General features: G+C 69.8%; 19 protein-coding genes. 9 read left to right on the top strand and 10 right to left on the bottom strand.

What is annotated here, in order from left to right; translation table 11 throughout:
• Nucleotides 1–31: 31 nt before the first annotated feature.
• Nucleotides 32–472 (bottom strand): SgcJ/EcaC family oxidoreductase, encoded by a 441-nt coding sequence (locus tag A5789_RS10040; protein WP_063011458.1) that lies wholly within the window; start codon nt 470–472, stop codon nt 32–34.
• 95 nt (nt 473–567) lie between these two features.
• On the opposite strand from A5789_RS10040, the gene A5789_RS10045 reads away from it, so the two are divergent.
• Nucleotides 568–1032, top strand: coding sequence for a MarR family winged helix-turn-helix transcriptional regulator (locus tag A5789_RS10045; RefSeq protein ID WP_064906233.1), 465 nt, complete (start codon nt 568–570; stop codon nt 1030–1032).
• Nucleotides 1033–1050: 18 nt separating this feature from the next.
• On the opposite strand, the gene A5789_RS10050 is transcribed toward A5789_RS10045, so the two are convergent.
• On the bottom strand, nt 1051–2382 hold the full coding sequence (locus A5789_RS10050) for a hypothetical protein (RefSeq protein ID WP_064906200.1): 1332 nt from the start codon (nt 2380–2382) through the stop codon (nt 1051–1053).
• A gap of 70 nt (nt 2383–2452) precedes the next feature.
• Entirely contained in the window at nt 2453–2956 is a 504-nt protein-coding gene (locus A5789_RS10055) for a DinB family protein (protein WP_064906231.1), read from the bottom strand.
• A gap of 128 nt (nt 2957–3084) precedes the next feature.
• Here A5789_RS10055 and A5789_RS37720 point away from each other — a divergent pair, with 128 nt between their 5' ends.
• A complete protein-coding gene (locus A5789_RS37720; protein ID WP_228793152.1) occupies nt 3085–3741 on the top strand; it encodes an ester cyclase in 657 nt (218 codons plus the stop codon).
• Nucleotides 3644–5497 carry a hypothetical protein gene (locus A5789_RS10065; protein WP_369817574.1) on the top strand — a complete coding sequence of 618 codons (1854 nt, stop codon included), beginning with the start codon at nt 3644–3646 and terminating at the stop codon, nt 5495–5497. The genes A5789_RS37720 and A5789_RS10065 overlap by 98 nt, the downstream gene beginning before the upstream one ends.
• Before the next feature lie 50 nt (nt 5498–5547).
• Here the strand turns inward: A5789_RS10065 and A5789_RS10070 are convergent, their stop codons facing one another.
• On the bottom strand, nt 5548–6774 hold the full coding sequence (locus A5789_RS10070) for a glycosyltransferase family 4 protein (RefSeq protein WP_082940604.1): 1227 nt from the start codon (nt 6772–6774) through the stop codon (nt 5548–5550).
• A gap of 191 nt (nt 6775–6965) precedes the next feature.
• Between A5789_RS10070 and A5789_RS10075 the strand changes: the two genes are divergently transcribed.
• The gene (locus tag A5789_RS10075; protein ID WP_064906196.1) at nt 6966–7754 is read left to right on the top strand and encodes a bifunctional 2-polyprenyl-6-hydroxyphenol methylase/3-demethylubiquinol 3-O-methyltransferase UbiG; all 789 of its coding nucleotides are present in this window, start codon (nt 6966–6968) and stop codon (nt 7752–7754) included.
• Nucleotides 7755–7781: 27 nt separating this feature from the next.
• Here A5789_RS10075 and A5789_RS10080 read toward each other — a convergent pair whose 3' ends face one another.
• From A5789_RS10080 to A5789_RS10100, 5 genes are all read right to left on the bottom strand, one after another.
• Complete coding sequence (locus A5789_RS10080) at nt 7782–8066, bottom strand: hypothetical protein (RefSeq protein WP_030514228.1); 285 nt, start codon at nt 8064–8066, stop codon at nt 7782–7784.
• A 197-nt stretch (nt 8067–8263) separates the two neighbouring features.
• On the bottom strand, nt 8264–8488 hold the full coding sequence (locus A5789_RS10085) for a hypothetical protein (protein ID WP_064906194.1): 225 nt from the start codon (nt 8486–8488) through the stop codon (nt 8264–8266).
• A gap of 254 nt (nt 8489–8742) precedes the next feature.
• Nucleotides 8743–10575, bottom strand: coding sequence for a phosphoenolpyruvate carboxykinase (GTP) (locus A5789_RS10090; RefSeq protein ID WP_064906192.1), 1833 nt, complete (start codon nt 10573–10575; stop codon nt 8743–8745).
• Nucleotides 10576–10859: 284 nt separating this feature from the next.
• On the bottom strand, nt 10860–12470 hold the full coding sequence (locus A5789_RS10095) for a hypothetical protein (RefSeq protein WP_082940600.1): 1611 nt from the start codon (nt 12468–12470) through the stop codon (nt 10860–10862).
• A complete protein-coding gene (locus A5789_RS10100; RefSeq protein ID WP_227462681.1) occupies nt 12457–13599 on the bottom strand; it encodes a hypothetical protein in 1143 nt (380 codons plus the stop codon). The genes A5789_RS10095 and A5789_RS10100 overlap by 14 nt, the downstream gene beginning before the upstream one ends.
• A 400-nt stretch (nt 13600–13999) precedes the next feature.
• Between A5789_RS10100 and A5789_RS10105 the strand changes: the two genes are divergently transcribed.
• The 5 genes from A5789_RS10105 to A5789_RS10125 all read left to right on the top strand — a co-directional run bounded on the left by A5789_RS10105 (nt 14000) and on the right by A5789_RS10125 (nt 21509).
• A complete protein-coding gene (locus tag A5789_RS10105) occupies nt 14000–15355 on the top strand; it encodes a lipase family protein (protein WP_064906225.1) in 1356 nt (451 codons plus the stop codon).
• A 156-nt stretch (nt 15356–15511) separates the two neighbouring features.
• Complete coding sequence (gene trmB / locus A5789_RS10110) at nt 15512–16324, top strand: tRNA (guanosine(46)-N7)-methyltransferase TrmB (RefSeq protein WP_369817573.1); 813 nt, start codon at nt 15512–15514, stop codon at nt 16322–16324.
• A gap of 2 nt (nt 16325–16326) precedes the next feature.
• Complete coding sequence (locus A5789_RS10115) at nt 16327–17082, top strand: NYN domain-containing protein (RefSeq protein WP_064906191.1); 756 nt, start codon at nt 16327–16329, stop codon at nt 17080–17082.
• Entirely contained in the window at nt 17082–21053 is a 3972-nt protein-coding gene (locus A5789_RS38490) for an MMPL family transporter (RefSeq protein ID WP_082940602.1), read from the top strand. Before A5789_RS10115 ends, A5789_RS38490 begins: the two co-directional genes overlap by 1 nt.
• 66 nt (nt 21054–21119) lie before the next feature.
• Entirely contained in the window at nt 21120–21509 is a 390-nt protein-coding gene (locus A5789_RS10125; RefSeq protein ID WP_064906188.1) for a VOC family protein, read from the top strand.
• A 3-nt stretch (nt 21510–21512) separates the two neighbouring features.
• On the opposite strand, the gene A5789_RS10130 is transcribed toward A5789_RS10125, so the two are convergent.
• The gene (locus A5789_RS10130) at nt 21513–22208 is read right to left on the bottom strand and encodes a DUF1707 domain-containing protein (protein WP_051755533.1); all 696 of its coding nucleotides are present in this window, start codon (nt 22206–22208) and stop codon (nt 21513–21515) included.
• Nucleotides 22209–22265 lie beyond the last annotated feature (57 nt).

Raw genomic sequence — 22265 nt, forward strand, 5'->3', positions numbered from 1 at the left:
GGACCGGGGAGCCACTGTCGTATTCCGGGCGCTACCGTGCGGCCGGCCGAGCGGCGGGCTGCAGGCGGAAGGTCAGGGCCTCCATCAGGGTTTTGCGCTGGGTCTTCTGCACCGCCGCGATCCGCCACCGGCCGTCGGATTCGCGGACCACCGTGTAGGTGGCGAGTTTGCCCAGTTTCTTCGCCTGCCCCTTGGCCGATTCGCCGCGAGTGACGACCACGGCGGTATCGCTGCCGTAGTGGCGGATCTCGACGATGTCGACGGTGAGCCGGGTGCCCTTCAGGAAGCTGTCGAACAGCGCCTGATGCGCGCTGCCGATCTCGGACCCGCCGTGGTAGACGCTGCCCAGGTAGGTGACGTCGGTGGCGTCGGCGGTGAAACACGCCCCGTAGGCGGCGCCGTCACCGCGATTCCACGCGTCCCGGCTGCGCTCGATGAGGGCGCGGATGGCAGTGGTGTCGGTGGCGGTCATGAGCGTTCCCTCTCGTGATATTCTCTGCTTAGAAGATTTTTCTTCTTTGAAGAAGTCTCTTTGTTGAGGAAGAGATTATGAGAGAGGTGCGCCTGGTGTCAACAGCAAGCCGCGACAGCGAGGTCTTTCGGCGCTATCTGAGTTCGGTGGTGCTGCATGCCCAAGCGGGAGCGAAAGCGGTCGGGCTCGGGGCCACCGACCTCTACGCGCTGAACATCCTGGAATTGAGCGGGGCGATGACGCCCGGCGAACTCGGTGCCCGCACCGGGCTCACCACCGGACCCACCACCCGCCTGATCGATCGCCTGGAACAGGGCGGTTACGTGCGCCGGGCGCCCGATCCGGTCGACCGGCGCAAGGTCATCGTCGAACCGGTGGACCGGCCCGCCGGCCTGGACAGCGCCCTGGCCCCCGCGCGCCGCCGGATCGGCGAGATCGTGCGCGGCTACACCCCCGAACAGCGGGAATTGCTGTTCGACTATTTCGCGCGCGCGGCCGAGGCGTACCAGCGCGCGGCCGAGGACATCACCGCCGAGGACGTCACGGAATCGGACGCATAAGCCGCGCCGACCCCGATGTCACTCGGCCGACAACGGCGAAAGCCGTTCTCCCACAGCAACATCGGTGGCAGCGCGCGGGTCGCGGCGTACGGTCCGGATCACGACGGCGACCACCAGCGCGGTGACCGTCGCGGCGACTCCGGTGGCCAGCGCGATCAACACGGGCAGGCTGCGCACGAACGGCACGGCGACGCCCACTTCGACCGCCAATCCGATCCAGATCACGACGGCCGGCGCCGTGCGGTCGGCGGCGATGGCCGACAGCAGGGCTCCCTGCAGCACCGCCAACAGCGCGCCGGCGAGCGCGAACAGCCACAGCAGATCCTGGATCGGCGCGTAGTCGCGCCCGGCGAACAACGGGGCCAGCGGCGCCAGCACGGCCGCACCCGCCACGGCGACCAGCCCGACCGCCCCCAGCACGCCGAGCGCGGAACGCAGCGCACGCACGGAATGCTGCGGTTGCGCCATCCGCGGATACAGCACGACGCCGACGGCCTGCGGCAGCCAGAAAGCGATCTTGGTGGCGATCGCACCGAGGGCGTAGCGGCTGGCGTCCGCCTCGTCGAGCACGATGCGGGCGACGATCAGATCCGCGGACGAGAGCGCCATCAACGCGGCTTGAACCTGTGCGGCGCGCAGGACCGCGCCCACGCCGGCGGCCCGCACCGCCCCGGCCCGCGCACCGGTTCCCCAGGCCTCGCCGGCGACCGGAGCCTCCGCGACTTCGGCCGCGTCCGGCGGCAACGGGGGCGAGCCGGCATCCCTCGCCGAGAGTGCGAGTCGCGCGATCCGGTTCGCCGCAACGGTGGCCACCAGCAGGCCGAGGGCAGCGCCCCAGAGCGCGGCAGCGGCACCCGCCCCGACGGCCAGCGCGATCAGCGCCGGAGCTACCCGGGCGATCGCCGAACCACCGAGAACGATGGCGAGCGAACGGAATCGGTTCGTTCCCTGCAGAATGCCCTGCTCCCCGGAGAGCAGTACCAGCACCGGCGCCGCGATCAGCGCCCCGCCCGCGGCGGGTGCCGGCACGTGCAGCAGCACCGCGACGAGGGGTATGAGCGCGAGTGCGACAACCGCCACGATCAGCGCGCAGCGCCGGGTCAAACCGCGCACCGTCGCCACCGCGGCGCCGCGCACCAGCTCCCGTGCGACCACATTCTGCAGGGCCAACGCCGGCACCGCGGCCAGCAACTGCACGGCCAGCAGGCTCGCGAAGGCGCTGTAGCCGGCCACGCCCAGCCAGCGCCCGGCCAGCAGTTGCAGCAGATAGCCGGCGATATTCGCGGTCATGGCCCCAGCGGTCACCAGGGTCATATCCGCGACCACGGGTAGACGGCGCAGGGCAGGCATCCCGCCATGCTCCCACCTCGTCCCCGCCCGGAACAGCCGAGGCCCGCGGTACGCCGTCGGGCGGCTGTTTTCAGTCCTCGTCCGCCAGCTGGCGCCGCACGTCGAGCAGATGGTGGCGGACCTCGTGGACGGTGTGGACCGCCACCCAGCGCAGTTCGCGCTCGACGCGATCGGGGTAGTTGTACAGAACGCGGCGGTCCCAGTCGTCCTCGGCGAGGCGGTCGAGCACATTCGCGAGCAGTCGCGCCGACACGAGCAGTTCCTGCGCCACGTCGGCGGGATCCTGGTCGGCGTAGCCGTCGTGATCGGCACGTTCGTCGCGGCCCATGGTGAGCAGGGCCGGGCGGTCGGTGCGGCGCGCCAGCAGGATGCGTTCCCGCTGCACGAGCAGGACGTCGCGGACGTGACAGCCGTACTCGAGCGGCGACCACAGCTGCGGAAGGCGGCGACGCTCCGCGTCGGGGCAGTCGTTCAGCGTCGCCGCCAGCTCGGTGACGCCCGCGACGATCGCGCCCGCGGCCTGCGGCGACTCGGCCGGCCGGTACTCGAAACCGCATTCGGCGCATCGATCCATGAACAACCCCTCATCTCGCCGCGTTGACACCATCTCACTGAGACCATATCTTTAGTATCAACGATACGGTCTCAATGTGAGGGTTGGATATGTCGATCGAAGCGAACAAGGATGTCATTCGCCGATTCATGAAGGTCGGCGACGCCGCGACCAGGGATCTGGCGGCAATCTGGGACAGCTTCACGCCGGATTGCACCTTCCCGACCCTCGCCGCCCGCACCGGTCGCGCCGATTTCACCGTGCAGGACTACCGCGCGTTCCTGCTCGACTACTTCCGCGCGCTTCCCGATGCCACCTTCACCGTGGACGAGCTGATCGCCGAGGACGACCGGGTCTGGGCCCACATCACGATCCGCGGCACCCATTCCGCGGAATTGCGCGGCGTCCCGGCGACCCACCGGCCGGTGGAGTACACCCAGCTCGGCCTGTACACGATCCGCGAGGGGAAGATCGCTCGGGCTCGTGCGGTATTCGACGACGTGACGTTGCTGCGCCAGATCGGCGTGCGAGTTCAGGAGCACCGGACGGGCGACCGTCGCCGGCATTGCGGCCGACGTAGGGTGACTCAGCGTGACCGGGGCTCGAGAACACGGCGACGACACCAGAAGCTCGCAGCTGCCTGCGGCCGCCGCGCCGAGGTGGGCTCGGATCGTTCCCGTGGCCTACAGCCTGGCGCTCGCCCTGATCGTGGTCGGGCCGCTGCTGGGGCCGGGTTATCTGCTGCTGCGCGACGGCGTGAGCACGCCCCGGTCGTATCCGACCGACGCGGCACTGGGCCTGGGTGACGCGGCGCCGCGGGCCGTGCCACAGGACGGATTGCTCGCGGCACTGTCGGTGGTGGTGGACGGCGGGATCGTCGTCAAGGCCATCCTGGTGCTGGCACTCACGGCCGCCGGATGGGGTGCGGCCCGGCTCGCGCACACCCTGCTGGGAGTCTCCCTGGCTCCCCGGCTCGTCGCCGCGACGGTCGCGATCTGGAATCCCTATGTCGCCGAACGGCTGCTGCAGGGACATTGGAGCCTGCTGGCCGGATACGCGGCACTGCCCTGGACCGTCGTCCTCGGACAACGGATACGGACCGGCGGCGCCCGGGAGCCGGCCGGTGAGGGAGCGGAGCGGACCACCGACGATCACCGGCCCCGTCGGGGGCTACCGGCCGCCGCCGCGCCGTGGTCGATGCTGGGTGGCGTCCTCGCCGCGGCGGGTTTGACCCCGACCGGTTCGCTGCTGGCGGGCGTGCTGGCGATTCTCACGGTGGGCCGGCGCAATGTCCTCGGCGCGGTGGCGCTGTGGCTGGTGAGCGCCAGTCCGTGGCTGGTGGCTACCGCACTGTCCGGTAGCGGGGCCGAACCGTCCGATCCGACGGGGGTGGCGGCCTTCGCCGCGCGGGCCGAACCGGGGCTCGGCACGCTGGGGAGCCTGGCCGGACTGGGTGGGATCTGGAACGGCGAGGCGGTACCCGGCTCCCGGACAACGCTTTTCGCGGTGTTGTCGACTCTCGTCCTGCTGGCGATCGTCGTCTCGGGCGTGCGCGCGGTGGCAGCCCGGGGTGAACGATCCACGCGTTATCCCCGGCGGATGTTGCTGGTACTGGCCGCCGTCTGCATCCTGCTGCCGGCCCTGGGGGCTACGGGGTGGGGGCTCGCCATCGGCGAATCCCTGATCGCGCGCATCCCCGGCGCCGGACTGCTGCGCGACACCCAGAAATACGTCGCCCTTGCCATGCCCGCGTACGCCCTGTGCGCGGCGGCGGGCTGTCGCGCCCTCGCCGCACTCGGCCGCCGACACAGCACGCAGATCGCGAAACAGACTGCGCCACAAGCGGACCAGACGAATACGAGCAGCCCGTCGGCAACGCCGTCACCACGAGCGGCGGATGCGGACCGACCGTCGAACGCTGGTGGCGAGCCGGTGCAGGCCGAACCTGTTGCCGCGCAACCGCTTACCGCTCTGCTGTTCATCGCCGCGCTGATCCTCACCCTTCCCGACCTGGCGTGGGGAGTGGGCGGAGCACTGCGACCGGTGCACTACCCGCCGGCGTGGCAGCGGGTCGCCGCGGTGGTCGACGGTCCCGGTGACGTCGCCGTATCGCCCGCGGGGATGTTCCGCGTCTTCCCCTACAGCGGACGGGTGCCGGTGCTGGATCCGGCGCCGCGCATGCTGCGGTCGGATGTTCTGCAGACAGGGGTGCTGCCGGTCCGGGGCCGAGTGGTGGCGGGCGAGGGGGCACGGGCCCAGCGAGTGGAAAACCTTCTGCTCCGGGGAGCGGCACCCGCCGACCTCGCCGCCCACGGCGTCGGGTGGATTCTCGTCGAACATCGCACGCCGGGAGCGGTCGGCGATGCGAAGACCACGCTGGGCGCGCTACAGCCGGTGTACTCCGACGCCGATCTGACGCTGTACCGCGTACCGGGCGCACGGGACGTGGCCAGGGCCACCGCCACCGACCGCACCGTAGCCATCGCCGCGCACGCGCTCTGGGCCGCTCTGCTCCTGGCCGGCCTCGTCGCGGCGCCGGCCGACAGGCGACGGAGGAGATGATCCACACGGATCGACAGGCGTGCCGTCGGCCGGCAGATATCGTCCGCTGATCAGCGCAGAGTCGGCGCGACGCGGTCGTCTCGCAGCGGCGCCGACGTCGCAGCGGCCACCGTCGCACGTCCCGTCACCAGCCCCGAGATGAACCGCCCCCGGGCGGCAGCGGCCAGGACCTCACCGACTCCGGTACCCGTCTGCTCCCAGGAGAACTCGCGAGCTCGCGTACGAGCCTTCTCCCCCATGACAATTCGCGCCTCGGAGTCGGCGAGCAGTTCCCCGACGGTCTCGATGAGCTGGCTGGAGTCGTCCACCAGCACCCCGGTCACGCCGTCGACGATGGAGTCGGTGAGCCCCCGTGAACTGCGGTAGCCGATGGTCGGGACGCCGTGCTGCGCGGCCTCGATCACCGCGAGACCCCACCCTTCCTTGCGGGAGGGCAGCACCTGAACCCAAGCGCGGGAAAGCAATTCGTGCTTGCGCGCTTCGTCGACGAAGCCGTGGAATTCCACCGCGTCGGCGATACCCGAGCGATGCGCGCGGTCTTTCAGATTGTCGGCCCACCAGCCGTCGCCGATCACGTCGAGGCGCAGACCGGGCAGGCGGTCACGCAGACCCGCGACGACGTCGAGCGCGTCCTCGATCTGCTTGTGCGGCACCAGCCTCGACAGCACGACGATGCTCGGATACGGGGTGCGGGTCGATTCGCCACCGGTCGGCGCTTGCGCGGGTACGGGTTCGGCACCGTTGCGCACCACCGCGATTCGCGTCGCATCGACCCCGAGCGAGGCGAGCTCCTCCGCGGAGGGCAGCGATACGGTCAGATATTGGTCGCGCCGATGGACCCGCGGGGACAGTCGCGATTCGATCCACCAGCCGATCCGCCCGACCACACGACCCGCCACCGGCCACTGCTCCCGATGGCCGTGGTGCACCAGGACCACCGAGGGCGCCCCGGAGACCGTCCGGGCGAAGAACGGAATGCCGTTCTGGGTGTCGATCACCGCGTCCGGCCGCACTCCGCGCAGCGGGCCGAAGCCCAGCCGCCCGGCCGCGATGGCGGCCAGCGCGCGCGGATAGACGGTGAAGCGCCCGCCGGCCCGGCTGATCTCGATGCCGTCGATACGCTCCCGGCGCGGCGCGCCCGGATAGTGCGCGGTCCGCAGCGTCACCTTCACCCCGCGCGCCGCCAACTGCGCACCCACCTGCTCGAGATACCGCTCGCTCCCGCCGCCCTGCGGATGTCCCGTATCGCGCCAGCACAGCAGCAGGACTTCCCGCACGTCAGCACTCGGGTGGGCCTCGTTCTCGCCGCCGCCGGGCCCACAGAGCTGCGCCACGGCAGCGCGCTCGCGAGGGCCGATTTCGGGCACGGCAGTTCTCCAGATCGTTCACGTCGGACGACAGTGGGGTCCACCATAGCCGCCGACGGCCGTTCCGGGTCGCTGCGGTGGCCGCATAGACTGGCGCGGCCATGCTTCGATCCGACGCAACCGGACCGCGTCCCCGCTTCGCGCGCCGGGCCACCCTTCGCCGTTCACTGCGCCTGTTGGGCAGTTTCCGCTTCGAACAAACCGATCCGGCGCGGTTCTACGGCGGGATCGCCGCCGATACCGCCGACCTGATCGCCGATTTCTATCGCGATCTGACCGGCCGGGACCTCAGCGGCACCGTGATCGTCGACGTGGGCGGGGGCCCCGGCTACTTCGCGGACGAATTCGCGGCGGCGGGCGCGCGCTATCTGCCGATCGAACCCGATCCGACCGAAATGCACGCCGCCGGGCTCACCGTCGCCGGCGCGGTCCGCGGATCCGGAATGGCGCTCCCCATCCGCGACGACGCCGTCGACATCTGTCTTTCCTCGAATGTCGCCGAACATGTGCCGCAGCCCTGGGTCATGGCCGACGAGATGCTGCGGATCACCAAACCGGGCGGTCTGATGGTGCTGTCCTACACGGTGTGGCTCGGACCGTTCGGCGGGCACGAGACCGGTCCGTGGCACTACCTCGGCGGTGAGTTCGCGGCCCGGCGCTACACCCGCCGCACCGGAAAGCAGCCCAAGAACCGCTTCGGCAGCTCCCTGTTCGCCGTCAGCGCCGCCGACGGGCTGCGATGGGCTCGCGAAACCGGCGGCCGGGCCCGGATCCTCGCCGCTTTCCCCCGCTACCACCCGCGCTGGGCGTGGTGGGTGACGCGCATACCGGGCATGCGGGAACTACTGGTCAGCAATCTGGTCGTCGTCGCGACCAAACCCCTCCGCTGAGCCGCATCCGGATCTACGCGGGCCGATCTACTCCAGCCATCCTCGCCGACGGGTGCGCCGCGCCGGTTCGCTCCACGGCGGCTCCTGCATGGCCAGGCCGACGGTTTCCAGCGGGGTCAGGCCGACGCGGTCGGCGAGTGAGCGGACCGCCGCCACCGCCTCGGCCGCCTGCAGCGCCGCCGTCGCCTGTTCGAGCGTCAAGGTCCGGCCGGGCAGAAAGGACACCACCCAGCCCCCGGTACCGACGGACCTTGCCTGATGTGGGGTCTGATCACTGGTCATCAGCGATCGGCCGACCACGTGCACCGCCATGATTCGGACTCCCCTGCGATTGCATCTGTAAAATCGTCCGGCAATGTTGCTCTAAGCATGCTCTGCAATCACAGGAAACGCAATAGTGCGTTTTGCGAAAAGCGAACCGCGAGGTAGGATTTCGCGCCTCCCGGCTGGGCGATCGGTCCGGGATGTCCGCTGCGCGCAGTACGTGACGCCAGGGACTGTGCGCCGAATCAATTCTCGGACAAGCGAACTCGCAGCACCGGCTGCGGATTTTCGTGCGGGCGCGGCGCGGCGAGGTCGATGTCGACCTGCCATCCAGGGGGGAGTACGGCCTGCAAGCGGGCCGCGGCACGCTGCAGCGGCGTACTCGCCGCCGTCGGCGTGAAGTCCGCGTCCGGATCGGCCCACCGCGCGCCGGCTAATCCCGAGACAGCATCGAACCCGAGTTCTGTCATGCCTACACCCACCTCCCACATACCCCGACCGGTCGGCCAGACAACGGAATCCACGAGCACCTGCAAGCAGTCAGTTCAGCCGAGTAGTTAATTCCCCGCAACCACGGGGAGTATTCGTGAGATGCAGAACACAATCAGAATAGGACAAGCGCGCCATTCCGCACGCGGAACCGCGGAAATGACGAGCCGCCCGCCCCGTCGCAAAGACGGTGCGGGCGGCTCGCTTTCGTCGTTCGGTGAACGGCGTCGTCCGACTAGCCCAGGCGTTGCTTGAGCGCCTCGAATTCGTCACGCACGCCCGAGGGCAGCTTGTCGCCGACGAATTCGAACCACTCCTCGATCAGCGGGATCTCCTTGCGCCACTCGTCGAGGTCGACCTTCAGCGAGGCGTCGACGTCGGCCGGGTCCACGTCCAGACCCTCGAGGTCCAGGTCGCCGGCGGTGGGCACATTGCCGATCGCGGTGGCCTCGGCCTCGGCCTTGCCCTCGATCCGGTTGACGATCCACTCCAGCACGCGGGAGTTCTCGCCGAAGCCCGGCCACAGGAAGCGGCCGTCGTCGCCGCGGCGGAACCAGTTGACGTAGAAGATCTTCGGCAACTTGGCGGCGTCGGCGTTCTTGCCCAGGTTGATCCAGTGGTTCATGTAGTCACCGACGTGGTAGCCCATGAACGGCAGCATGGCCATCGGATCGCGGCGCACGTTGCCGACCTTGCCCTCGGCGGCGGCGGTCTGCTCGGAAGACATTGTGGCGCCCATGAATACGCCGTGCTGCCAGTCGAAGGACTCGGTCACCAGCGGGATCGTGGTCTTGCGGCGGCCGCCGAACAGGATCGCCGAAATCGGCACGCCCTGCGGGTCGTCCCACTCCGGGGCGAGGGTCGGGCACTGCGACATCGGCGTGCAGTAGCGCGAGTTCGGATGCGCGGCAAGCGTTTCGGTCTCGCGCAGGTACCAGTCGTTACCCTTCCAGTCGATCAGGTGGTCGGGCTCGCCCTCGAGTCCCTCCCACCAGACGTCGCGGTCGTCGGTCAGCGCGACGTTGGTGTAGACGGTGTTGCCGGCCTCGAGCGTGGCCATCGCATTCGGGTTCGACTTGTGGTTGGTGCCGGGGGCGACGCCGAAGAAGCCGAACTCCGGGTTCACCGCGTACAGGCGGCCGTCCTCGCCGAAGCGCATCCACGCGATGTCGTCACCCAGGGTCTCCGCGCGCCAGCCCGGAACGGTCGGCTGCAGCATCGCCAGGTTCGTCTTACCGCAGGCGCTCGGGAACGCGGCGGCGACGTAGTAGTTCTTGTTCTCCGGGGAGATGAGCTTGAGGATCAGCATGTGCTCGGCCAGCCAGCCCTCGTCGTGCGCCATCGCCGAGGCGATGCGCAGCGAGTAGCACTTCTTGCCCAGCAGCGCGTTGCCGCCGTAGCCCGAACCGTAGGACCAGATCTCGCGGTCCTCGGGGAAGTGGGTGATGTACTTGGTGTCGTTGCACGGCCAGGGGACATCTGCCACGTCGCCCGTCAAAGGCGCACCGACCGAATGCAGCGCCTTCACGAACGGGCGATCGGTGCCCAGCTTCTCCAGCGCGGCCTTGCCCATGCGGGTCATCACGCGCATCGACACCACGACGTATTCGGAGTCGGTGAGCTCGACGCCGAGCTTCGGGTCCGCGGCGCCCAGCGGGCCCATGCAGAAGGGCACCACGTACATGGTGCGGCCCTTCATGCTGCCGCGGTACAGCTCGGTCATGGTGGCGCGCATCTCGTTCGGGTCGACCCAGTTGTTGGTCGGGCCGGCGTCGGCCTCGGTGCGCGAACAGATGAAGGTGCGCGACTCGACGCGGGCGACGTCGGAGGGGTCCGACAGCGCGAGGAAGGAATTCGGCTTCTTGTGCTCGTTGAGCTTCTGGAAGGTGCCGGCCGCGACCAGTCGATCGGTCAGCCGGTCCCATTCCTCATCGGAACCGTCGGCCCAGACGACCCGCTCCGGCTGGGTGAGCTCTGCGACCTCCTGCACCCAGGCGAGCAGTCCGGCGTGCTTGGTCGGCGCGGTGCCATCGGATCCGTGAAGACCAGGAATGGTCGCTGAGGTCATGAAAACTCTCCTGAGATGAGCGGCGGGCCAGAGAGCTGCCGAAAACAGCTTTCAACACCAGGAAGGCCGCCGTTGGCTGTGGACATCCGCCCGGCTCGCCGACAGCACGCCCCGGCTGGGCGGCGTACGAGAACGAGACGGACACCCGGATTCCTTAAGTAAAGAGGTTAACGCGATGTGACGGTCGGTACGGAATGGGGTTGCTCACTCGGGACCCGGTCGAAACCTTCCCACCTCACCAGGACCGCAGCTGTGCGGAACCGGCAAACCGCGACCGGGCCGGATCACCCGGCGACCGCGGCCCGCAGGATCGCCAGATCGCGTTCGCATGCGGCCACTCGAGCAGGCTGTTCGGCGGCCGCGCGGCGCAGTTGCCCCTCCAGCTCCGCGACCCGGCGATCGGCCTCGACCATGCGGGCGGTGCTCGCGCGCACCACCTGTTCGGTCAGCTCGGACTCGGCCTCCACCAGGGCCGTCGCCACCCGCTGCTCCAGCTGGGCCTTCACATTGACCAGCACATCGGTCACCCATTGCCGCAGATGTGCCCGATCGGCCAGATGTCCCCGGGCCCCCACCACCCACCACGCCACGCCCGCGCCGAGGGCCAGGGTGACCGGCACGGTGGCGTAATCCAACGCCGGCACCAGCGACAACGGCGCAACGATCAACCGGCCGAGGCCGAAACCCGCCGATGCGCCCAGGGCGATCATCAGCCGATCCTCGACGCCGCGGTGGCGGCGCTCCGGATCGGGCCCGACCCGGGGTGCGGGATCGGTCGGCGGAGCCGGCGGTGAGGCGAGCGTGGGCTGTGGTTCCGACCCCGCCACGGCCTCGAGCTGGCGGGCGAGTTCGGCCAGGCGGTGACGGACCACGCCGTCGAGTTCGGCGGTGGCCTGATTCACCGCCGCCTGCAACAGATCGGGATAGCCGCGCACCGAGCGGCGGTCGAGGCGGTCCAGATCGGCACGGGCGGTGGCGTTCACGGTGCGGACGCGGGCGCCGACCTCGTGCGTCAGATCGACCCGGGCCAACTGCAGCCGATTACGCAGGGCGCCCAGGGCCTGGGCGCGGCCACCGTCGCGTCCGGCCAGCGCGGCGGTACGTTCGGCGCGCAGGGCGGCGACCGCGCTGCCCGAGCGCAGCGCCTCGATCTGGCTCAGCACCCGGGCGCGGGTGTCGGCGAGCACCCGAGCGGTGACCTCGGCCAGTCGCTCGGGGCCGACCCGGGCCCCGACGGCGGCGCTGAGCTGGGCATGCAGGGCGGCCAAGCCGGAGCGGTCCAGGAGCGCGGCGTCGCCGCTGCCGCGCGCGGCCACGGCCAGGCGCGCCGAGACCGGAAGAATCTCGGGCTCGGCGCCGAGCGCTCGGGCCAGCATGGCGGTATCGCGATCCAGTACCGAACGCCAGTCGGGATGGGCGTGAATGCCGTTCATGGCGAACAGCATTCGCGTTCCCACCGCCCGCAGGCGGGCGACCGGATCGAGCAGTGCGGCGCCGACGGCGGCGCCGGGGTCCACCAGCACGAGCGCCACCGGCGGTCCGCTGCCGGGGCCGAAATCGGTGGCGGCGACCAGGGTTGCCGGGTCGGTGACCGGATCGGTGAGCGCTACGCGCGGTTCGAAGCGGGACAGTTCGGTACGCAGCAGGGTGGTGTTGGCGTCGTCGGGACCGATGACCGTCACCGACACCGGTTGTGTCGCAATGACTTCCGCATGTGTCGCCGCGACTCCGTTCGGCGCGACGGGATTCGGGCCCGGTTCGGCGGGAACCGCGCGCAGCAGCGCGCCGCCCTGCGGATTCCATCGCTCGACGACGGCCAGCACCTCGGGATCCACCCCGCCCGCCCGCCGACTGTTCAGCTCGGCCGGCGATCCGGGTACCTCACAGTCCGGCACTACTCATCCGCTCCCACATCCGCATATATCCGTTGTGCAGCCGGATCGCGGCGCGGCGAGCGGCGGCCGGCATATCGCTGGCGGCCACCGCGCGCCAGCGTTGCGCGCGAACCAGCGCGTCGTCGGCGTCGGCCGGTGTCGCCGACGGATATCCGGCCGCGAGATGACGGACCTCCGGGCGAGCCAGTCCGGCCTGCAGCGCGGTCCACAGCGCCTCGTCACCGGCCAGGTAGTCCTCGATCAGGTCGCGGGCGCGCCCACCGTCACCCTGTGGGATCGCGCGCGCGGCGATGCGAGCCAGATCGTCGAGCAGATCACCGCCGCGCAAGGCCGCGAGCTGCTCGTAGCGCTGGTGCAGGCGCGCGTGCACGGGATCGATCCCACTCACGGCATGCAGCAGTTGCAGCAATTGCTGCGGTCCCAACTCCGGCTCATGACGCAGTGCGGCCAGGGCGCAGCTCACCCCGTGCAGGCCCCAGCGCTCCAGCAGCGCCCGGCGATCGGCCACATCGGGCCCGGCCGATTGGTCGACGAACAGTTCCGGGGAGAGCGTGAGCGCCGCGCCGCCACCGGCCGCGTGGCGGCGCAGCGTGCGCAGATCGTCGTCGCTCGGTGTGCCGGCGCGGGTGCGCACGGCCAGTTCGGCGACCATCGGCGCCACCGGAACACCCAGCACGTGCGCCGCCTGATCGGCGGCCACCACCGCATCGCCCCAGCGCGAGCCCACGGCATCGGCCTTGTTGAGTACGACCATCGTGGTTTCGGGCCGCAGGGATTCGAGGACGCGACGATCGGCGGCCTGCAGCGAACCCGCCAGCACGTAGACGACGAGATCGGCGTCGAGCACCGGATCCGGCACGCCCGGCTGATCCACCGGCGCGGTCTCCTCCGCCGACATCAGGGCCAACGCCCGCAACAGCGTCGATTTCCCGGCGCCGGCCCGGCCGGTCACCTGAATCCGCAGCGGCCGCCGGAAGGCCACGGCCGCGCTCGCCAGCTGATCGGCGACGCCCGGGGCGGACCCGGCGCCGACGCGCACCGTGGCGATGAGTTGCTCGAGTTCCGGTGCGGGCCCGCCGTGGTCGTTCAGCAAGCCCGGCGAAGCGCTGGTTGCAGTGGCTCTCGACACAGGTGATACCCCCTTCCGGCGGCAAATTCTGTCAGAAGACGCGGCGGTTGTCGGCACCGACCGGATTTTCACCGGCGCGCCCGATCGTCGTTGCGCCACACAGCGATGTGTAATCGATCACACGAAACCGCCTGCCCGAGCTCGCGACCGGCGACGATGGCCTGCGGACCGACCATCACCGCAGGTGAGCGGTAATTGGCGCGGAATTGGGAATCTCTCTGGTGAAACGGTGGTTGTGCTTGTGTCACAGCATAATTCGACAGTGGTGAACTATCGGGTCACGGATTCGATCACCTACGCTGAAGCCGCCGGCGGCACCGCCGGTGCGCGGCCTCGGCGGTGTGGACCCCGGTCGGCCGTGCGCCCGTGCGCCGGCCCCGTGGATCCGAAGGAGGTTGCGATGAGCGTCAACGTCGACGTCATCGGTAACGACGGCGCCGCCGTCGCGACGAAGAACGAACGGCCGCTGCCGCCGTCGCAGGACCCCTTCTATCGCGCACCCGCCGACGCGGCCGCGCACGCACCCGGAACCGTTCTGCGCAGCCGGCCCGTGCAGATCGCGCTGCTGGGACTCATTCCGCAGCGCGTGACGGCGTGGCAGCTGCTGTATCGCAGCAACGACCTGCACGGTGACGCCGAGGTCGCCGTGACCACGGTGCTGCTGCCCGCCGATGCCGATCCGGCCGAACGCCGCCCGTTGCTGGCCTTCGAATCGGCGATCGACGCCGTCACCGAGCGATGCGCTCCCTCCTATGCACTCCGCCGCGGCGCCGTCGTCCCGGGCTCGATCACCCAGCTCGAACTGCTGCTCGTCGCCAACGCACTGCGCCGCGGCTGGGCGGTGAGCATCGCCGATCACGAGGGACCGGACGGCCGTTTCGGCGCGCCCCGGGAACCGGGCTACCGCTCGCTCGACGGCATCCGCGCCGCGATGCACTTCCGTCCGCTGGGGCTCGGTACCGACACCCCCGTGGTGGTCTGGGGCTACTCCGGGGGCGGGATGGCCGGCTCCTGGCTGGTCGAGATGGCTCCCACCTATGCGCCCGAGCTCACCATCGCCGGTGCGGTACTGGGCGCGCCGGTCGGCGATCCGGGTGAGGTGTTCATCCGGCTGAACGGTGGCCGGTACGCCGGTTTCCCCGCCATCGTGATCTCGGCGCTACGCCAGGTGTATCCGGCGCTCGAGGAGGTGCTCGACAAGCACATCACCAGCTCCGGGGAGCGCCTGCTGGAACGGGCGGCTCAGCTGCCACCGATCGTCGCGCTCGCTCGGCTCGCCGGCCACGACGTCAGCAAACACCTCGATCACCCACTGGAAGAGGTACTGAGCACCCCCGCGATGTGCGACATGTTCGACGATATGCGGCTCGGCAAGCACACCCCGCACTGCCCGATCCTGGTGATCCAGCCGCTGCACGATCGCATCATCGACGTCTCGTGTATCGATGCGCAGGTCGAGCGCTACCGCGCGGGCGGTGCCACCGTCGGCTACCTGCGCGATCGGCTGAGCGACCACTTCACGTTGTTACCGCTGGCCACGCCGCTGAGCCTGGACTGGCTGGCCGACCGCATCGCCGGCCGCCCGGTCGCCGACGCCGACACCGAGACCCGGACCGTCTGGTCGGTGATGGCGTCCCCGTCGCGCTGGCGCGGGCTGTTCGAGCTGGCCGGCACCGCGGGCCGGATGATCCTGGGCCTGCCGCTGGGCAGGCAGAGCGAACCGGAACTGCCGCAGACGCAGCCGCTCGCCGCCTGACGCCGGGCTCCGCGCCACCGCGGCAACACTTCTGACCCGGGATTTCCCTCCTCGACGCGGTCGATTGCGGCCCTGATCATCGAATACTGGACAATGGACGCCGTGAACGACGCCGCGAACGACACCGCTGGTAGCGACGGGGCCGGAGGCGGCAGCTTGCGTAACCACGCAGGCCCCCGCGAACAGCGCGAAGATGCAGCTGGTAGCGACGGGGCCGGAGGCGGCAGCTTGCGTAACCATGACGGCCCCTCCCCCGAGCGTGAGCCCTCCCGCCTCTACCCGCGGGTAACCAGCTTCCGCTCGCGTCGTGGCGCGTTGACCGCGACCCAACAGCAATCCTGGGAGCGGATGTGGCCGCGCATCGGCCGCGAGGTGAGCGACGAGCCGCTCGACGCCGCCGCCTGGTTCGGCCGGACCGCCCCGCTGATCATCGAGATCGGCTGTGGCACGGGGACCGCGACCGCGGCGATGGCCAAGGCCGAGCCGCAGTTCGACCTGATCGGCATCGAGGTATACAAGCCGGGTCTCGCCCAGCTGGTACAGCGGATCGAGCGGGAAGGCATCGAGAACATCCGGCTGCTGCGCGGCGATGCCGTCGACGTCCTCGAGCACATGATTGCCAAGGATTCGCTAGCGGGCGTGCGCGTGTTCTTCCCGGATCCCTGGCCGAAGGCTCGCCACCACAAGCGCCGGCTGCTGCAGCCCGCGACGATGACCCTGATCGCCAGCCGGCTGCAGCGTGGCGGCATTGTGCACGTAGCCACCGACCACGCGGGCTACGCCGAACATATCGCCGAGGTGGGCGCGGGAGAACCGCAGCTCGTAGGCCTGAACGAGGCCACCGGCGGCGACGCGGAACACCCCGGAACCGATACGGTGATCGGCCTCGAACGCCCGGTGACGAAGTTCGAGAGCAAGGCGCATCGAGCCGGAAGCGCCATCACCGAGTTCATTTGGGGGAAGATCTAGATATGAGTCTCAGGGAGATGGCCCAGCCGGCCGACGAGGTTGCCGGAACAGTGCGCGGCGACGAATCGGACGTCGTCGCCGGCGCGGCGGCCCCCGCGACGCCGGTCGCCGAGCCCGCCGGGGTGCGACGGGTGCTGCTGGTGTGGGACGCACCGAACCTCGATATGGGCCTGGGCGCCATCCTCGGCGGCCGTCCCACCGCGGCCTACCGGCCGCGCTTCGACGCACTCGGCCGCTGGCTGCTGGCGCGTACCGCCGAGTTGTCCGCCGGCAGTACACAGCGCATCGAACCCGAGGCCACCGTCTTCACCAATATCGCCCCCGGGACCGCCGATGTGGTGCGTCCGTGGGTCGAGGCGCTGCGCAACGTCGGTTACGCGGTCTTCGCCAAACCGAAGATCGACGAGGATTCCGACGTCGACAGCGACATGCTGGCACATATCCAGTTACGCCGCAGCGGAGCCGGTCTCGCGGGGATCATGGTGGCCTCCGCGGACGGTCAGGCCTTCCGCGAACCGCTCGAGGAGGTCGCGGCCACCGGGGTTCCGGTCCAGGTGCTCGGATTCCGCGAGCACGCGAGTTGGGCTGTCACGTCCGATATCCTCGATTTCGTCGACCTCGAGGACATCCCGGGTGTGTTCCGTGAACCGCTGCCCCGGGTCAGCCTCGACTCGCTGCCCGACGAGGGAGCCTGGCTGCAGCCCTTCCGGCCGCTGTCCGCACTGCTCACCTCCCGCCCCGCTCAAGGAGTCGCTTAGTGTTCACCCGCTGGGGCGAGCTGGTCCACAGGTTCCGCTACACCGTGCTGGGTGTAGCGGTGGCCGCGCTTCTCGCCCTGGGGGCGTACGGGTTCGGTCTGGAAAACCATCTGAGCTCCAGCGGCTGGTTCGACCCCGGTGCGGAGTCCTCGCAGGCCGCGGTGCTCAAGGACCAGGTCTACGGCCGCGATCACATGTCCGATGTGATCGTGCTCTACACCGCGCCCGACGGTAAGACCATCGACGATCCGGAGTTCGGGCGGAAGATCACCGACAATCTCAACAGCCTGCCCAGGGACCATCCGGACCAGATCAACAAGGTCAACGTCGCCTACTGGAAGACCGAGACCGGCGACTGGAGCGCCTCGGCTACCGGTAGTAAGGACAAGAAGTACGCGTTCGCCTCGGTCGCCATCAAGGGTGACGACGACACGACCACGATGAACAACTACCGCGCGGTCAAGAACGCCTTCTACATCCCCGGCGTGGATGTCCAGCTGGCGGGCATGCAGCCGGTCGCGGGAGAGCTGAACGACACCATCGCCTCCGACCAGAAGCGCATGGAGATGCTGGCCATTCCGGCCGTCGCGATCCTGCTGTTCTTCATCTTCGGCGGTATCGTCGCCGCGGCCCTGCCGCTGATCATCGGCGGTCTCACCGTCCTGGGCGCCAACGGCATCGTCATGGCGATCACCCATGTCACCGAGGTGAATTCGTTCGTCGGGGCCGTGGTGTCGATGATCGGCCTGGGCTTGGCGATCGACTACGGCTTGTTCATAGTCAGCCGGTTCCGCGAGGAGCTGGCCGAGGGCTACACCACCCGCCAGGCCGTACGGCGATCAGTGATGACCGCCGGGCGTACGGTCACCTTCTCGGCGACCATGATCATCGCCGCCAGCGCCGGCATGCTGCTGTTCCCGCAGGGCTTCCTGAAATCGGTCGCCTACGGCACCATCGCGACCGTGCTGCTGGCCGCGCTGGCCTCGCTCACCATCCTGCCCGCGCTGCTGTCGATCCTCGGACCGCGCGTCGACGCGCTGGGATTCAAGCGGTTCCGCAAGACCAAGACCGCCGAAGAGGTCGAGAACGGTTTCTGGGGCCGCACCACGCAGTGGGTGATGAAGCATCCGCTGAAGGTGGCGGTGCCGCTGTGCATCATCCTGCTGCTGCTGATCATCCCGGTGAAGAACCTGAAGTTCGGCGGTATCAGCGAAACCTATCTGCCGCCGGACAATCCGACCCGCATGGCGCAGGAGAAGTTCGACGAGATCTTCCCGCTGCGCCAGACCGACCCGATCCAGCTGGTCATCACCACGCAGAACACCGGCGAGATCAAGGCCATCCTGGACGAGGCCAGTGGCGCACCCGGACTCACCGATCCGTTCGGCACGCCGGGCATTCCGCCGAACGGCTCCGATGTCTGGGTGTCCGAGGCGACGATGGCGCCGGACGCGAACGTCGAGGACACGATCGCCTATCTGCGCTCGATCAGCGTGCCCGACGATGTGGATCTGATGGTCGGCGGCCAGCCGGTCCTGATGCAGGACAGTATCGATTCGCTGCTGGATCGCATGCCGCTGATGATCGTGCTGGTCGTCTTCGTGACCACGCTGCTGATGTTCCTGACCTTCGGCTCGCTGGTGCTGCCGATCAAGGCGGCGTTGATGAGCGCGCTGGGCCTCGGCTCCACGCTCGGCATTCTGACCTGGATCTTCGTCGACGGCCACGGCGCCGGACTGCTCAATTTCACGCCGCAGCCGATCATGTCGCCGGTACTGGTGTTGATCATGGCGGTGATCTACGGCCTGTCCACCGACTACGAGGTGTTCCTGCTCTCCCGCATGGTGGAGGCGCGCGCCCAAGGCGCGAGTACCACCGAGTCGGTGCGCTCCGGAACCGCGCAGACCGGTCGCATCATCACCGCCGCGGCACTGATCCTGCTCGTGGTGGTCGGCGCGTTCGCCTTCTCCGATCTGGTGATGATGCAGTACATCGCCTACGGCATGATGGCCGCGCTGTTCATCGACGCCACCGTGCTGCGCATGCTGCTCGTTCCCGCGACCATGAAACTGCTGGGTGACGACTGCTGGTGGGCCCCGACCTGGATGAAGCGCATTCAGCAGCGCATCGGCCTGGGCGAACCCATCCTCGACGACGAGCGTCCCGGCACCGGCGAGGTCGTCGACCTGGTCAAGACGACGCCGGTCACCGATCCGGTGACCATGCAGCTGCCGCAGCTGCCCGACGGGACGCCGAAGGGCCCGCGCAAGCCGCGGCGGTTGAAGTTCCTGCGGGTCGACCCGGAGGCGCCGACCGAGCAGTTGGATCGCATCGATCCGGCCACGGCCGGCACGTCCACGCGCGCGACTCGCGCCAAGAGCCCCGAGGCGTCTCGGTCCGAGGGCTCCGAGTCGTCGGCGTCGCGGACCGCGCGGTCCAAGGCGGGCGCCGGAGAGTCGACGGAATCGCGGGCGAAAGCCGTTGCTCCCCCGGCGGCCGCGGAAGCCGATTCGTCGGCGTCGGGGAAGCCGGTTAAGGACGAGAAGCCGGTTGAGGCCGAAAAGTCGGAAAAGTCCCCGAAGCGCAAGCGTTTCGGCCGCCGCCGGTCGGACTCCGGCGCAGATGCGCCGTCGGCCGATTCGGGCAATGCCTCGTCCGGCGACAGTGATGCCGATGCCTCGGACGGCACCGGGAATCAGGCACGGCCCGCCGCCTCGGCCTCTGCCGACGCCGCCCCGGTCCGCACGCCGTCCGGCCCGGAGGCCGGGCGCCCGACAACCCCGCCGCAAACGCCCGGCATCCGATCCTCCCGCGTGCTGCCTCCCTCCGGCCGCCCGCAGCCGCCTCGGACCCCAGGCGGTCCCGGTGTCATCGGCGAATCCGGTGTCATCGGCGGTTCCTCCGCCGCGGAGGAGCCGGTCCGGGGCGCGGGAACGCCGCAACCGGCCCGCTCGGCCGATGCCGGCAGCACTCCCGGCGTGCTCGGCGCGGCCCCGATGCCGGGGCGCACCTCGCCGAATCCGGGACAGGCCCCGTCGGGCACTCCCGAACCCCAAGCGCCGCAAGCGCCTTCGGCACCGCCCTCGGTCTCGCTGCCCGGTTCGGATACCGCCCCGAACCGTGGCGTGGTGCGGCCGCCGCAGGTCGTCCGCCCCGGTATGCCGCCCCGGACGGTGCCCGCGCCGGACACCGCTCCCGACGCCACCGATTCCGTGCCGCCGACCGCTCCGGTCGGCACCACGCCGCGGGTGCTGCCGCCGAAACCGGCGAAGGTGCCGCCGCATCCGTCGGTCCGCGCCCAGCTCTATCGTCCGGACGCCCCGCCGTACCACCCTGGACAGGCTCCCGCCCAGGGCGCCGGGCCGGCGCCGGACGCCGGTCGGCCCGGCCACAGCGGACCTCCGGCCGCTCCCGAGGGGCCCGGTCGCTCGCAGCGAGTAGCCCCCGAAGGCCGCCCGCCGGCCGTGCAGCCGCCGCGGCGCATCCCGCCCGATGGCATGCGGCATTCGCCTACGCGGACAACGGAATCCGGGCCCGGCAGTGTGTCTCCCGCCATGCCCCGGGAGCCGAAGGACACCGATGCGACCCAGGAGCTGCACGGGCCGGCGAATCCGGGCCACCGGCCACCGGCCGGCGGCCACAACGCACCGGCTTCGGGGCCACGAGGCGACCTCGGCTCGCCGCACGGTCCGGGCTCGATGGGCACCGGTGAAGCCGGTGGTCCGACGGCGCCCGAGCCCGGGAATTCCACGGCCGCAACCGAATCCGATGCGTCCGGAAACCCGGCCGACCACCCCGACGCACCGGGTGACGACAACCGCAACAACATCGAACAGTGGATGGCCGACCTGCGCTCGTCCCGTCGTCGCCCCGAGCCGGAACCGGCCGATCCCGACGACGAGGGTAAGCATCGCACCAGCGGCCGCACGGTGAGCGTCAACGAACTGCTGCGCCGCCAGAACCGCGACTGATCGACTGCGCGGGCCGGTGGCTTCGTACCGGCCCGCGCCCGCAGCTCGCGGCTCTACGATGCCCCCATGCTGAACACCGCGCGGATCGAGGCACGCGTCCCCACGCAGGATCTGGAACGGGCGAGGCGTTGGTACGCCGAGAAACTCGGTCTGGAACCCGTGGAGGAGCGCCCGGGCGGGCTGCGCTACGAGGGGGCGTCAGGGGTCTTCTGCCTGTTCGCGTCGGCCGGTGCGTCCGATGGTTCCTTCACCCAACTGGGGTTCTACGTCGACGATATCGAGAGCACCGTGGCCGCCCTGCGAGAGCGCGGCGTGGTCTTCGAGGAGTACTCGGGCACCGTCGGCGGGATCATGGAGATCGAGGGGAACTACCCCAGCAAGGGACGCGCGGAACGGGGTGCGTGGTTTCGCGACAGCGAGGGAAACATGATCGGACTCGGCGAGGTCGTCGAATAGCGATCAGAACCCCGACATCAGCTTCTTCCACTGCACGCCGAACGGATGCTTCGCGGTGATCGAGCTGAACCGGCTGCGCCCGTGCACGATGATGTGCAGCGGTCCGATCGGCGGCCCGGTGCGCACTTTGTTGTTGGCGCTGGAACCGATCAGCTCCACGCCATTCAGGTCGACGGTCGCCTCGCCGGGCAGGATCATGGTCAGCGAGCTGCAGAAATCGTCGACCCGGATCTCGACCACCTGGGTCGACATGACGGCCTGGGTGAAATCCAGGGTGACGCCCGACAGATAGCTGTTGACGTACAGCGAGGGCGGCACCTGCCACGGCCCCTTGCGGGTGACGCCGGACAGGCGCGGACGAATCGCGGTTTCGGCCTCGGTGCGTCCGGCGGGGGCACCCCACCGCCACGTCTGAGCCGGTCCGGGCGAGGCGGTCGGCTGGGCGGGATTCGGTTGTCCCGCAAGGCGAATCCCGGGCAGGTCGATCAGGACGGCGTTGAGTTCGCCGCGCGTCTTGGCCGCCAGCGCGGTATCCATCCGCTCGCTGAACTCGCCCAGCGACAACATGCCCAGCCCGACCGCGCGCTGTAGCAGGGTCCCGACATGTTCGCGTTCGGCATCCGATACTCGCAGGTCACGGTCGCCTACGGCTCCCCCGGTTCCCGCGGACCCCGGGGCGGAAACGGTCTCACCACCCATGTTCACGAGGCTACCGACGCCGCGGCCGCAGCACATCAGGGCAATCCCTGATCCGGC

The organism is Nocardia sp. 852002-51101_SCH5132738, assembly GCF_001665695.1.
Classification (GTDB): Bacteria; Actinomycetota; Actinomycetes; order Mycobacteriales; family Mycobacteriaceae; genus Nocardia; species Nocardia nova.